The sequence below is a fragment of the Streptomyces sp. NPDC127100 genome, from assembly GCF_042724095.1.
GTDB lineage: Bacteria > Actinomycetota > Actinomycetes > Streptomycetales > Streptomycetaceae > Streptomyces.
This window is the reverse complement of sequence record NZ_JBHXFL010000016.1, coordinates 62,513-76,012: the sequence shown is the minus strand read 5'-3', so window position 1 is coordinate 76,012 and position 13,500 is coordinate 62,513. Positions and strand designations below refer to the sequence as shown.

Here is a 13,500-nt window from a genome sequence, read left to right as displayed (position 1 = left end):
CCCTATCCCGTGATCCCGTACGGCTCCGGTTCCCGCCAGCGTTCGAAGGGCCGGTCCAGGGTGTACTTGCCGTCCTCGCCGAGGACGAGCATCCGGAACTCTCCGTTCCCGGGGTTGGACAGCGACTCGAACTCGGCGACCGTCCAGTGGAACCACCGCATGCAGAACAGGCGCATCGCCAGGCCGTGGGTGACCAGGAGGACGTTCGGCGGATGGTCGGGGTCCTCGAAGCTGCGGAACAGGCTCTCCAGGAAGCCGCCGACCCGGTCGTAGACGTCGGCACCGGACTCGCCCTGCGCGAAGCGGTAGAAGAAGTGGCCGTAGGCGTCGCGGTAGGCCTTCTGCAGGCGCACGTCGGCGCGGTCCTGCCAGTTCCCCCAGTCCTGCTCGCGCAGCCGGGGCTCCTCCCGGATCCGTATGAGCCCCGGGTCGAGGTGGAAGGCGCGCAGGGTCTCGTGCGTGCGGCGGTACGGGGAGACGTACACGCTGACGCGTTCACGGCCGAACACCTCGCGCAGCTTCTTGCCCGTCTCCTCGGCCTCCGCCCAGCCCTGCTCGGTCAGGGCCAGCGCGTGGTCGGGCTCGCGCTCGTACACGGAGTCGTCGTGGTTGCCGACCGACTCGCCGTGCCGGACGAGAACGATGCGCCGTGGTCGTGCCATGCCAGAACCCTAGATCGTGAAACGCGGAACCGAGGACTCCCACCTGCCCAGTACGACAGAGGTCACACGGTCCAGGAGGGTTCCAGCTGGACGATGTCCCCCGTGAGGGCCGCCACGTCGGCCTCCGTCTGGGCACGCAGCGCGAGCCGCTCCACCCGCTCGGCGCGGTACTTGCCGTGCTCGGCGGCCGACCGCCACATCGACAGCACCAGGTACTCGTGGCCGGGCGCCTCCCCGAACAGGCCGCGGATCATGCCGGGCGAGCCGGCCATCGCGGGGTTCCAGACCTTCTCCTGCATCAGCACGTAGTGCTCGGCCCGGTCCTCGTGGGCGCGGCAGAGTGCCACCCGCAGCAGGTCGGCGTCCGTGAAACGGGGTTCGAACCCGGTCTTCACGTCGAACCGGTGATCGAAGAGCCGGACCTGGGCGTCCTTGAAGGTACCGGCCTGTGCCGAGGCGAGCCGGTCGTGCGAGCGCGCCATGAAGGAGTCGTAGAAAGCCCTGCTCTCCCAGAAGGCGAAGACATGCGCCACATCCGGCCGTCCCCGGCTCCAGCCGCCCCCCTGCCCCCGGAAACCCGGCTCACCCGGAAGCCCCGCCCACTTCCGCTGCCCCCGCTCGAAACCGCGGCGGTCGACCACGGTGCAGCGAATCCACTTGACCAGCACCGCGCCATGGTAAGGCCAGGGAACGTGGCACCGGTCACTCTTGGACGGACCGCTCCCCCACTGCCGTCCACCGGCACATGGCAGGATGGACAACCGGCCGACACCGCTCGGCAGTTGGGGTGGCGGGGCAAACAGAACCGGGGAAGGGGAAGTCTGTGAACGGCCTCAGCAAGGGGATCCGCAAGGTCGAGGTCGCGCTGCGTTGGGATCCGAGTCCGGCGGGAGAGCCACCCGCGGACCTGGACGTCGTCGCCGGGACGTATCCGGCGGACGATCCGTACGGTGATCCCTCCTACGTGGTGCACTTCGACAGCCGCTCCCCCGACGGCACGATCCATCTCGACCGGGACAGCAAGGACGGCAAGGGCTTCGGCTACGACGAGGTCATGAGGCTGGAGCTGGAGCGGCTCGACGCCCGGTACGCGCGCGTGGTCGTCGGGGTCGTCATACAGCAGCGCTCCGGAGACCTGACCTTCGGCGGTGTGACCAGCCCGGGCCTGCGCATTCGGGAGGGCTACACCGTGCTGGCCGAGGACGACTTCGCCGGCGTTCCGGCGGCGACGGCGGCCACGGTCGCGGAGTTCGTCCGGGACGAGACGGGGGCGTGGGAGTTCCGCCCCGGTGTCCACGGCTTCGAGGGCGACCCGGCGGCCTTCACCGGCACGATGGGCGCGTCGCGCCGGCCCTGACCGCGATGGCACGAGTGAGGGGCGCCGGCCGTGGCCGGCGCCCCTCACTCATGTGGTCCTACCGGTCAGCTGCAGCCGCTGGTCGAGCCGCAGCCCTCGCAGATGTAGCAGGAACCGGCCCGCTGCATCTTCGTGCCGCAGGAGAAGCACAGCGGGGCGTCGGCCTGGATGCCCAGCTGCATCTCCACCAGCTCGGCACTGGTGTGCGCCTGCTTCGGGGCGGGCTTGGCCGCCTCGACCTCGGCCTTCGGCGTGGCGACGGCCTTCAGCTCCTGGGCGAGCGGGGCCGACTGGGCCAGGCCCTCGACGTCGACCTCGTCGTCGGACGGCTCGTACGAACCCGTCTCCAGGTGCCGCTGGCGCTCCTCGGCCGAGTGGATGCCGAGCGCGGAGCGGGTCTCGAAGGGCAGGAAGTCCAGCGCCAGGCGGCGGAAGATGTAGTCGACGATCGACTGCGCCATCCGCACGTCCGGGTCGTCCGTCATGCCGGCCGGCTCGAAGCGCATGTTGGTGAACTTCGAGACGTACGTCTCCAGCGGCACGCCGTACTGGAGGCCGACGGAGACCGCGATGGAGAAGGCGTCCATCATGCCCGCGAGAGTCGAGCCCTGCTTGGACATCTTCAGGAAGACCTCGCCGAGACCGTCGTCCGGGTAGGAGTTGGCGGTCATGTAGCCCTCGGCGCCACCGACCGTGAACGAGGTGGTGATGCCGGGGCGGCCCTTCGGGAGGCGCTTGCGGACCGGGCGGTACTCGACCACCTTCTCGACCGCGGCGCGGATCGTCTCCTCGGCCTTCTCGGTGACCTCGGCCTTCTCCTTGTCCTTGGTCTTCGCGGAGAGCGGCTGGCCGACCTTGCAGTTGTCCCGGTAGATCGCGAGCGCCTTGACGCCGAGCTTCCAGGCCTCGTAGTAGATCTCCTCGACCTCCTCGACGGTCGCCGTCTCCGGCATGTTGACCGTCTTGGAGATGGCGCCGGAGATCCACGGCTGGATCGCGGCCATCATGCGGACGTGGCCCATCGGGGAGATGGCGCGCTCGCCCATGGCGCAGTCGAAGACCTCGTAGTGCTCGGGCTTGAGGCCGGGGGCGTCGATCACGTTGCCGTTCTCGGCGATGTGGGCGACGATCGCCTCGATCTGCTCCTCCTGGTAGCCCAGGCGGCGCAGGGCCTGCGGCACGGTGCCGTTGACGATCTGCATCGAGCCGCCGCCGACCAGCTTCTTGAACTTGACCAGGGCGAGGTCGGGCTCGACACCGGTGGTGTCGCAGGACATGGCCAGACCGATGGTGCCGGTCGGGGCGAGCACGGACGCCTGCGAGTTACGGAAACCGTTCTTCTCGCCGAGGCGCAGCACGTCCTGCCAGGCCTCGGTGGCGGCGGCCCACACCGGGGTGTCGAGGTCGTCCATGCGCACGGCGGTGCCGTTGGCGTCGGAGTGCTGCTTCATGACGCGCTGGTGGGCGTCCGCGTTGCGGGCGTAGCCGTCGTACGTGCCGACGACCGCGGCGAGCTCGGCGGAACGGCGGTAGGCCGTGCCGGTCATCAGGGAGGTGATGGCACCGGCGAGGGCGCGGCCGCCGTCGGAGTCGTAGGCGTGGCCGGTGGCCATCAGCAGGGCGCCGAGGTTGGCGTAGCCGATGCCGAGCTGGCGGAAGGCGCGGGTGTTCTCGCCGATCTTCTGGGTCGGGAAGTCCGCGAAGCAGATCGAGATGTCCATCGCGGTGATGACCAGCTCGACGACCTTCTGGAAGCGCTCGGTCTCGAAGGACTGGTTGCCCAGGCCGTCGTCCTTGAGGAACTTCATCAGGTTCAGCGAGGCCAGGTTGCAGGACGTGTTGTCCAGGTGCATGTACTCGCTGCAGGGGTTCGAGCCGTTGATCCGGCCGGACTCCGGGCAGGTGTGCCAGTGGTTGATGGTGTCGTCGTACTGGATGCCCGGGTCGGCGCAGGCCCAGGCGGCCTCGGCCATCTTGCGGAAGAGGGACTTGGCCTCGATCTCCTCGATGACCTCACCGGTCATCCGCGCGCGCAGACCGAACTTCCCGCCCTGCTCGACCGCCTTCATGAACTCGTCGTTCACGCGGACCGAGTTGTTGGCGTTCTGGTACTGGACGGAGGTGATGTCGTCCCCGCCCAGGTCCATGTCGAAGCCCGCGTCGCGCAGGGCGCGGATCTTCTCCTCCTCCTTGACCTTGGTCTCGATGAAGTCCTCCACGTCGGGGTGGTCGACGTCGAGGATGACCATCTTGGCGGCGCGGCGGGTGGCGCCACCGGACTTGATGGTGCCGGCGGAGGCGTCGGCGCCGCGCATGAAGGAGACCGGGCCGGAGGCGTTGCCGCCGGAGGAGAGCAGCTCCTTGGAGGAGCGGATGCGGGAGAGGTTCAGGCCGGCACCGGAGCCGCCCTTGAAGATCATGCCCTCTTCCTTGTACCAGTCGAGGATCGACTCCATGGAGTCGTCGACGGACAGGATGAAGCAGGCGGAGACCTGCTGCGGCTGGGGCGTGCCGACGTTGAACCAGACCGGGCTGTTGAAGCTGAAGATCTGGTGCAGGAGGGCGTAGGCCAGCTCGTGCTCGAAGATCTCGGCGTCGGCGGGCGAGGCGAAGTACCTGTGGTCCTCACCGGCCTTCCGGTACGTCTTCACGATGCGGTCGATCAGCTGCTTGAGGCCGGTCTCGCGCTGCGGGGTGCCGACGGCCCCCCGGAAGTACTTGCTGGTGACGATGTTGACCGCGTTCACCGACCAGAAGTCGGGGAACTCGACGCCGCGCTGCTCGAAGTTGACCGAGCCGTCGCGCCAGTTGGTCATGACGACGTCACGGCGCTCCCAGGCCACCTCGTCGTAGGGGTGGACCCCGGGAGTGGTGTGGACGCGCTCGACACGGAGTCCCTTGCCCGCCTTGGTGCCCTTGGCGCGGGAGCTCCGTGCCGGACCGCTCGCCGTCTCTGTCATGCCGCCTCCCTGTACGGGCGAAAACGCCCTGAAGTGCCCCGATTGTTCCCGTGGCACGGTGTTCTGTCTGGTGCTGCGGGCACCGGTGACTCCGCCCGCAGCAGGTCTTCTTCCACTCGCCGCCGACCGGCCGGGCCCGGACCGCCGGGGTCCGGATCCGGCCCGCCTGTCAGTCGGCGGCGCCTGCGGGCTCGGGGACCTGTGCCGTCCCCGTGGTCCCGCGGTCGTCTTCCCGGCTTCCCGCGCCGGCCCCGGCGCCGTCCTCGCCGGGACGCCCCGTCGCCTCCCTCAGCTCCGAGATCGCGGCCTCGAAGTCCTCGAGCGAGTCGAACGCCCGGTAGACCGAGGCGAACCGCAGGTAGGCGACGAGGTCGAGCTCCTGCAGCGGGCCGAGTATGGCCAGCCCCACGTCGTGGGTGGTCAGCTCGGCACTTCCGGTGGCCCGCACCGCCTCCTCGACCCGCTGGCCGAGCTGGGCGAGCGCGTCCTCGGTGACGGGCCGGCCCTGGCAGGCCTTGCGCACACCGCTGATGATCTTGAGGCGGCTGAACGGCTCGGTGACACCGGACCGCTTCACCACCATGAGCGAGCACGTCTCCACGGTCGTGAAGCGACGGGAGCAGTCGGGGCACTGACGGCGCCTGCGGATCGACGTTCCGTCGTCGGTCGTACGACTGTCGACGACGCGGCTGTCGGGGTGCCTGCAGAAGGGGCAGTGCATGAGATCCCAACCCTCCTCACAGCAGACTCGAATAGCCTCACGAGGCCCTTCAGGCCCCTCGAAGCAGCCCCAAGCATAGGCGATCGCGGCGGGCTCGAAGACCGGGGGGACCACAACTTGTGGGCTGCTGTCGCAATCCAACCACTAGATGTGGGGCTTGGCCCCTGTATTCACGCTCTGCACGCGTGTCGCGCCCGTACGCACAGGAGAGCGACTTCCCCCAGGGCGCGCGAGTACGCCCCGAGCGCGCCCGTACCGCCCCGGCGCATGCGGAGATACGGTGGGCGCCGCGAGGAGGGGCGGTGGGACTACCGCACAGATGGGTGCCGGTCCCCGTCGAACGGGATGCCTGATGGCAGACTGGGGCACCACCGGCGAGGTCACCGCCCGGCGGTGAAGAGTACAGCAATGGGCCCTTATGTCCGCCGGACACCTGAGAGCCATACACCCAGACTTCAGCTCCGGGCGGGCGATTCGCGTTTTTTCACTCGAACGTGTGTTTGGCGCAACCTTTCGAAAGCTACTACCGTTGTGCAGCAGGGAGACCATCGAGAGGGGCCGACGTGACCACCACCGCCGACAGTGCCACCATCACTGCCCAGGACCGCCCCCAGGGCCGACCTGAGCCGGTGCACGCGACGAGCGACGCCATGAATCCCGAGGGGCCCAAGCGCTCCCTGCCGGGGCGACCTCCCGGCATCCGGGCCGACAGCTCGGGACTCACCGACCGCCAGCGCCGGGTGATCGAGGTCATCAGGGACTCCGTGCAGCGACGTGGCTACCCGCCGTCGATGCGGGAGATCGGCCAGGCCGTCGGCCTCTCCAGCACCTCCTCCGTCGCGCACCAGCTGATGGCGCTGGAGCGCAAGGGATTCCTGCGCCGTGACCCGCACCGCCCGCGCGCCTACGAGGTGCGCGGCTCCGACCAGGCCGCCTCCGTGCAGCCCACGGACACCGCCGGCAAGCCCGCCGCGTCGTACGTCCCGCTCGTCGGACGCATCGCGGCCGGTGGCCCGATCCTCGCCGAGGAGTCCGTGGAGGACGTCTTCCCCCTGCCCCGCCAGCTGGTCGGTGACGGTGAGCTCTTCGTCCTGAAGGTCGTCGGCGACTCCATGATCGAGGCCGCCATCTGCGACGGCGACTGGGTCACGGTCCGCCGCCAGCCGGTCGCCGAGAACGGCGACATCGTGGCCGCGATGCTCGACGGCGAGGCCACCGTCAAGCGCTTCAAGCGCGAGGACGGCCACGTCTGGCTCCTCCCGCACAACTCGGCGTACGAGCCCATCCCCGGTGACGACGCGACCATCCTCGGCAAGGTGGTGGCCGTACTGCGTCGCGTCTGAGCGCCACGCCCGGCGGATCCCGCACGACTGCGGCCCGCCGCCCCGACCGGGCCCCGGAACCTCTGCGCCGGTTCCGGGGTCCTGCGCTGTCCGGGCTCGGTCAGCCGCCTTCCGTCTGCCGCGCCGCCGCGTCGATGGCGGCCAGCGACTTGCGCACCTGGTTACGGTCCGTGGTGAACCAGAAGTCGGGCAGGGACGCCTTCAGATAGCTCCCGTACCGGGCCGTGGCCAGCCGCTGGTCCAGGACCGCGACCACCCCCCGGTCGCCCGACGCCCGGACGAGGCGCCCCGCGCCCTGCGCCATGAGCAGCGCGGCATGCGTGGCGGCGACCGCCATGAATCCGTTGCCGCCGGCCTCCTCGACCGCCTTCTGGCGGGCGCTCATCAGCGGGTCGTCGGGCCGCGGGAACGGGATCTTGTCCATGACGACCAGCTGGCAGCTGGGGCCGGGCACGTCGACGCCCTGCCACAGGGACAGCGTGCCGAACAGACAGGTCTTCGGATCGGCGGCGAAGTTCTTGATCAGCTCGCCGAGCGTCTCCTCGCCCTGGAGGAGGATCGGGTACTCGGGGATGCGGGACCGCAGCTCCTCGGCGGCGAGCTGGGCCGCCCGCATCGAGGAGAACAGGCCCAGCGTGCGGCCGCCGGCCGCCTGGATGAGTTCCGTCAGCTCGTCGAGCATGTCTCCGCGGTCGCCGTCCCGCGCGGGACGCGCCAGATGCTTGGCGACGTACAGGATGCCCTGCCGGGGGTAGTCGAAGGGCGAGCCGACGTCGACCCCCTTCCACTGGGGCACGTCGTCGCCCTCCGTGCCCTCGGGAGCGAGACCGAGCGAGGCGCCGACACCGTTGAAATCGCCGCCCAGCTTCAGCGTCGCCGAGGTCAGCACGACGGAGCGGTCGGTGAAGAGCTTCTCGCGCAGCAGCCCCGACACGGACATGGGGGCCACGCGCAGAGAGGCGCCGCTGGGCCGGTAGGCGGCTCCGCCGCGGGGCTCGTGCCGCTCGTACCAGACGACGTCCCACTCGGAGCCGTGCGTGATGCGCTCCGCCACGTCGTGGACGGACTCCACCGAGGCCAGCGCCTGCTTGCGGACCGCGTCCTCGTCCTGCACGGACTTGTCCCGCGTGGTGCCGATCGCGGAGATGACCGTGCGGCAGGCGTCGCGCAGTGCCATCAGGGCGTAGCCGAGGTCCTCCGGGATCTCCTCGAGCCGGCCGGGCAGGGCCAGCTCCATCAGGCGCTCGAAGCCCTCCGCGGCCGTCTGGAGCTGGTCGGCGGCCTTCTCGTTGACGAGCTTCGCGGCCCGCCTGACCGCCCGGTTGACCTGGCCGGGAGTGAGTTCGCCCGTGGCCACGCCGGTGACCCGGGAGACCAGCTCGTGCGCCTCGTCGACGATCAGCACCTCGTGCTGCGGCAGCACCGGCGCGCCCTCGATGGCGTCGATCGCGAGCAGCGCGTGGTTGGTGACGACGACGTCGGAGAGCTTGGCGCGCTCCCGGGCCGTCTCCGCGAAGCACTCCGCGCCGTAGGCGCACTTCGAGGCGCCCAGGCACTCCCGCGAGGACACCGACACCTGCGACCAGGCGCGGTCGGAGACGCCGGGCGTGAGGTCGTCGCGGTCGCCGGTCTCCGTCTCGTCCGCCCAGTCCCGCATCCGCAGCAGGTCCTGCCCCAGCTTGCTGGTGGGCGCGGCGGCCTCGAACTGGTCGAACAGGCCCTCCTCCTCTTCCTGCGGAACGCCCTCGTGGAGGCGGTGCAGGCACAGGTAGTTCGACCGGCCCTTGAGCATCGCGAACTCCGGACGGCGGCGGAGCTGCGGATGCAGGGCGTCGACCGTGCGCGGCAGGTCCCGCTCCACGAGCTGGCGCTGCAGGGCCAGCGTCGCGGTGGCCACGACGACGCGCTCCCCGTGCGCCAGCGCGGGCACCAGGTAGCCGAGCGACTTGCCGGTGCCGGTGCCGGCCTGGACCAGCAGATGGGAGCCGTCGTCGATCGCTTCCGCGACGGCTTCGGCCATGGCCACCTGGCCGGGACGCTCCGTTCCGCCGACGGCGGCGACGGCGGCGTGCAGGAGTTCGGGGAGTGAGGGCTTCGTCATAGCGCGACCACCCTACGGCCCGGGACTGACAAACGGGTGACGGCGGCATGGAGCGGGGACGGAAGCGGCCGGGGTGACGAAGGGGGCAAGAGTGGGCTCCTAGGCGGGCGGGGACGGGTCGGGCGGGCCCGGGGGCACTGCTCGCGCACCGCGGTCCCGGACCATGAGGGCGGCTCGCTTGCCGGGCAGGTCGACCTCGGCGGCGAGCTGGAAGCCGGCGCTCCGGAAGGCCGCGACCGAGGGCGTGTTGCGCAGGTCGGGCTCGGCGAGGACGCGTGTGCAACCGGGCCGCCTGGCGAGGACGAGGCCGGCGACGGCTCTGATCAGGGTGGTGCCGAGGCCCCGCCCACGGTCGGCGTCCTCGCCGATGAGGAGGTGGACGCCCGTGTCGTGCGGCCGGACGGGACAGTAGCGGGCCAGCGGGTCGAGGTCGGCCCGGTAGATCTCCCAGTAGCTCACCGGCGCCCCCTCCAGCAGGCCGAGGCACGGAACGCTGCGTCCGTCGCCCTCGAGCTGGGCCCGCAGGTGCTCCTCGGTCACGCTCCGCGGCCCGGTCAGCTCCCAGTAGGCGGCGACGGCGGGGTCGTTCATCCAGCGGCTGATGAGCGCGGCGTCCTGTTCGAGCCGGACGGGCACCAGCTGGAACAGGCCCTCGGAGGTGGCGGTCGGGCCCCAGCCGGCGACGTGGTCGAGCAGGTCGTCGCCGGAGCGCGCGTCCGGGCCGGGGCCGGCCGGACGGCCCCGGAAGAGCGTGACGAACTCCTCGGGCAGGGGCAGGTCGAGGGTGTCGTCCTCGTCCTCGTCCGTGTCCGTTCCGGGCTCCGGGTCGGTACCGAGGGGGGCGGGGGCGGTACCGCCGTCGGCGCTCGCGTCGGTGGAGGCCACGGTGTCGCTCCTTTCGGGGGGCGGGGTCGGGCGTCGTCGGTGCTCAGGGGTGCAGGGGGTTGGTGATCGTGACGTAGACGGACTGGGTGTCGACCGGGCCGACGAGTTCGTCGAGGCCGTGCAGGCGGGTCAGCAGGTTGGCCTTGCAGCGCAGGACGGGTGAGTCGAGCAGGCGGGCGGGCAGCGTGCCGCGCAGCGGGGCCGGACCCGAGGCGAGCCGGGTGAGGAAGCGGCGGAAGGCGGCGAGCAGCAGCCGTTCGTCGGCGAGGTGCTGGGAGCCGAGGGCGCCGATGAGGCCGAACACGTTGTTGATGGCGAGGTAGTAGGCGAAGCGTTCGTCGGTGACCTCGTCGGGGACGAAGGTGTCGCTGCGGGTGCCGATGCCGGGCAGCCGTGCGTCGAGCTCCGCGCGGCGGGACTCGCGGAAGTAGTAGCCCTGGTTGTCGCGGTAGCGGCCGCCGGCGGGCCAGCCGTCGCCGTCCAGCAGGAGCAGCGTGTTCTGCTGGTGGGCCTCCAGGGCGATGCCGGCCTCCGCGTCCAGCCACAGCACGGGGTGGACGACGTGTTCGAGGTACCGCAGGAACCACTCGGCGGCGACCGCGCCGCGCGGCCGGCCGGTACGCCGGGCGAGGCGGGTGACGACCTCGCCGAGCCGGGAGGACGGGGCGGGGCCGCTGCCACCGGCCGCGTCGGCCGGCCGGGGCGGGCCGGGGGCGGCCAGTGCGGCGACGCAGGAGACGTCGTCCGCGGGCCGGAAGGGGTTGTGCCGGATGACGGCGTCGAGCCCCTGCACGGGCGTGCCGTCCGGTCCGTCGACGGCGATCCAGGCGGGGTCGCGGACGATGTCGAAGTCCGGGTGCGCGGCCTGCCACCGCCGGGACAGGCCGGCGCGCAGCAGACGGTGGACCTCGACGCCGCGGTGGAGTTCCTTGCGGAGGTTCTCGCGGCGGGAGTTGGTGATGTGCAGCGCCAGGGACAGCTTGAGCATGGCCGGCGCACCGCTTCGATGGACGGTCCGCAGGGACGACGTGGGGTACCAGCGGTCGCCGTGGGGCCCGAGGTCACGCAGCAGTCCGGCGTCCAGCAGGGCCTGTGTCCCGGGCCGGTGCCTGACCTCGCGGAACTGCCAGGGGTGCAGGGGCAGGGCCGCGTAGCCGTCGGGCAGGGCCAGGCCCGTCCCGGCGAGGCGTGCGGTGAGCCGGGGCGCGGCGACCGGGCGGCCCCGCTCGGTCCAGGCCGAGTCGGTGGCGAGCACGGAGGGCGCGACGGCCAGCCAGTGCAGCGGGAAGGAGCCGCGCAGTTCGGGTGAGTAGAGCCGGGCCTCGGCGTCGGTGAGCCCCTCGCGGCTCTTCGGGGTGGGGTGGAGGGGGTGCCCGAGGAGGAGGGCCTGTTCGGCGGCGAGGAAGAGGTCGGGGCCGTCGCCGGGGCGCTCGCCGCGGTCGCGGAGGAAGAGGGCGGTGCGGCGGGCGGAGTCGGCCACGCGCGCGACGAGGTCGGTGCCGTGGGTGCCCGCTTCCCCGGCCGTCTCCCTCGCGAGGAGCGCGGCGACCGTCACCGCGTCCACCGGGGGCGCGGACGCGGGCGCGCCGGTCAGGCGCGGGGGGCCGAAGCGGTGCCGGCCGGTCGGGGACCAGTAGCTGACGGGTACGAGCAGGGCGGTGCCGCTGGCGGGCAGCGGAATGCGCAGGGGCCCGTCGGCCGGCTCCGGCAGGCCGGCCTCACGGATCCAGCAGCGCAGCAGGTTCCCCACGGCGGCGGCCTGGGCGGCGTCGTGCGGGTCGGGACGGTCCGGGTCCGAGTGGCACGGGGGCGCCGGGACGGCGGCGGTGGCGGGCGGGGTGGCGGGCGCTGGGGTTGGGGTGGTGTGCAACGCGGGTCCTCGCTGAGGTGCTGTGTCGGGGGCGGCGTCGTGGGCGGTCGGGTTCAGCGCGGAGCGCCCGGCCCGTGGGACGGGCCGTGGCCCGTCCCGGGTGGCGGGGCCGCGGCCACCGCCTGGACCGCGTCGGCCAGCCGGTCCAGCACCGCCGTCGCCTGCTCCTCGGTGATGGTCAGCGGCGGCAGCAGCCGTACGACGCTCGCGAACGGGCCCGTGCGGTCCACGACGAGCCCGCGTCGCAGGCACTCCCGCTGCACGGCGGCGGCCGTCTCCGGGGCGGCGGGGCGGGCCTCGGTCGCGTCGGAGGCGGGGCCGCGCTCGCCGTCCGCCGCCACCAGCCCGATCCCGATCATCAGTCCCCGCCCGCGCACGTCACCGACGCAGGGGACCTCCTGGGCGAGCTCCCGCAGCCGGGCCAGCATCCGGGCACCGAGCGCGGCGGCGTGGTCGGCGAGCCGCTGGGTGCGGACGTGGGCGAGGGTGGCCGTGCCCGCGGCCAGGGCGAGTTGGTTGCCGCGGAAGGTGCCGGCGCCGGAGTCCCCCGCGAGCAGGTCCTCGTGGTGGACGACGGCGGCCAGCGGCAGGCCGCCGCCGATCGCCTTGGACAGGACGAGGACGTCGGGGGTGATCCCGCTGTGCTCCACGGCCCAGAGGGCTCCGGTCCGTCCGACTCCCGTCTCGGTCTCGTCGGCGATCAGCGGCACGGACCGCTCGGCCGTGATCCGCCGCATGCGCTGCATCCAGGCGTCGGGGGCGGGCTCCACCCCGTCCCCGACGTGCACTGGTTCGAGGATCAGCCCGGCGGGCGGTGCCTGCTCCGCCCGCCGGTCGTCGAGCACCGACTCGCCGTGGCGTGCGGCGGGCCCGGCGCCGCGCCCGCCGTCGGCGCCGGGCGGGCGGTGGTGGTCCCGCGGATACGGCAGGCGCACGATCCCCGCGCCGCCGGTGCCGCGGGGTGACGCGAACTCGTCACCGTCCGGGGCGTGGTGGGCGCCGGTGAAGGCGAGGACCCGGCTCCGCCCGGTGGCGGCGCAGACGAGTCCGACGGCGGCGGCGACCGCGTCCGTTCCGGCCGGACCGCAGAACCGCACGCGCGCGTGGTCGGCCAGGCCGGGCGGCAGCGTGTGCAGCAACTCGGTGACGAAGGCGTCCTCCACCGGGGTGGTGAGGTTCATGACCTGCAACGGGGCCCCCGAGTCGAGCACCTTGCGGACGGCCTCCAGCACGACGGGGTGGTTGTGTCCCAGGGCCAGCGTCCCGGCGCCCGAGACGCAGTCCAGGTAACGCCGGCCGTCCGCGCCCTCGATGGTGAGGCCCCGGGCCCGGACCGGCACGATCGGCAGGGCGCGCGCGTAGGCACGGGCGGCGGACTCGCGCGCCGGCTGTCGCTTCGGGGCGCCCCCGGACACGGCGCGCGCCCGAGCGGCCCCCTCACTCTCGGGGCGCCGTCCGGCCTGCCCGCACTCGGCCGCCGACTCCCCGTACGCGGTCTCCGCCACGGCTTTCCGTCCTCCCGCTGTCCGGAGGCGAGCGCGTCCCGTGTCGCCTCGTCGCCGCCCTGGTCACGGGGACCGCGTCCGGACAGCAGGCCCCTC

10 protein-coding genes are annotated in these 13,500 nt (G+C 72.3%); 2 read left to right on the top strand and 8 right to left on the bottom strand.

Annotated elements, in window-relative coordinates; all coding sequences use genetic code 11:
• Nucleotides 1-2: 2 nt before the first annotated feature.
• Together ACFWJB_RS17550 and ACFWJB_RS17545 are read right to left on the bottom strand one after the other, a co-directional pair.
• Nucleotides 3-662, bottom strand: coding sequence for a histidine phosphatase family protein (locus tag ACFWJB_RS17550; RefSeq protein WP_385469381.1), 660 nt, complete (start codon nt 660-662; stop codon nt 3-5).
• A 62-nt stretch (nt 663-724) separates the two neighbouring features.
• On the bottom strand, nt 725-1,330 hold the full coding sequence (locus ACFWJB_RS17545) for a YdbC family protein (protein ID WP_161163182.1): 606 nt from the start codon (nt 1,328-1,330) through the stop codon (nt 725-727).
• A gap of 155 nt (nt 1,331-1,485) precedes the next feature.
• Between ACFWJB_RS17545 and ACFWJB_RS17540 the strand changes: the two genes are divergently transcribed.
• On the top strand, nt 1,486-2,019 hold the full coding sequence (locus tag ACFWJB_RS17540; protein WP_385469383.1) for a TerD family protein: 534 nt from the start codon (nt 1,486-1,488) through the stop codon (nt 2,017-2,019).
• Nucleotides 2,020-2,084: 65 nt separating this feature from the next.
• Here the strand turns inward: ACFWJB_RS17540 and ACFWJB_RS17535 are convergent, their stop codons facing one another.
• Together ACFWJB_RS17535 and nrdR are read right to left on the bottom strand one after the other, a co-directional pair.
• The gene (locus tag ACFWJB_RS17535; protein ID WP_386923128.1) at nt 2,085-4,979 is read right to left on the bottom strand and encodes a vitamin B12-dependent ribonucleotide reductase; all 2,895 of its coding nucleotides are present in this window, start codon (nt 4,977-4,979) and stop codon (nt 2,085-2,087) included.
• 169 nt (nt 4,980-5,148) lie between these two features.
• Complete coding sequence (nrdR, locus tag ACFWJB_RS17530) at nt 5,149-5,700, bottom strand: transcriptional regulator NrdR (protein WP_386923126.1); 552 nt, start codon at nt 5,698-5,700, stop codon at nt 5,149-5,151.
• 563 nt (nt 5,701-6,263) lie between these two features.
• On the opposite strand from nrdR, the gene lexA reads away from it, so the two are divergent.
• Nucleotides 6,264-7,043 (top strand): transcriptional repressor LexA, encoded by a 780-nt coding sequence (gene lexA / locus ACFWJB_RS17525; RefSeq protein ID WP_385469390.1) that lies wholly within the window; start codon nt 6,264-6,266, stop codon nt 7,041-7,043.
• A 100-nt stretch (nt 7,044-7,143) separates the two neighbouring features.
• Here lexA and ACFWJB_RS17520 read toward each other — a convergent pair whose 3' ends face one another.
• The 4 genes from ACFWJB_RS17520 to ACFWJB_RS17505 all read right to left on the bottom strand — a co-directional run bounded on the left by ACFWJB_RS17520 (nt 7,144) and on the right by ACFWJB_RS17505 (nt 13,404).
• A complete protein-coding gene (locus ACFWJB_RS17520) occupies nt 7,144-9,144 on the bottom strand; it encodes an ATP-dependent DNA helicase (protein WP_385469392.1) in 2,001 nt (666 codons plus the stop codon).
• Between the two features lie 99 nt (nt 9,145-9,243).
• Nucleotides 9,244-10,029, bottom strand: coding sequence for a GNAT family N-acetyltransferase (locus ACFWJB_RS17515; protein ID WP_386923123.1), 786 nt, complete (start codon nt 10,027-10,029; stop codon nt 9,244-9,246).
• A gap of 43 nt (nt 10,030-10,072) precedes the next feature.
• Nucleotides 10,073-11,899, bottom strand: a complete 1,827-nt coding sequence (locus ACFWJB_RS17510) for an IucA/IucC family protein (RefSeq protein WP_386923121.1) — start codon at nt 11,897-11,899, stop codon at nt 10,073-10,075.
• Nucleotides 11,900-11,952: 53 nt separating this feature from the next.
• Complete coding sequence (locus ACFWJB_RS17505) at nt 11,953-13,404, bottom strand: aminotransferase class III-fold pyridoxal phosphate-dependent enzyme (RefSeq protein WP_386923119.1); 1,452 nt, start codon at nt 13,402-13,404, stop codon at nt 11,953-11,955.
• Nucleotides 13,405-13,500: the final 96 nt, after the last annotated feature.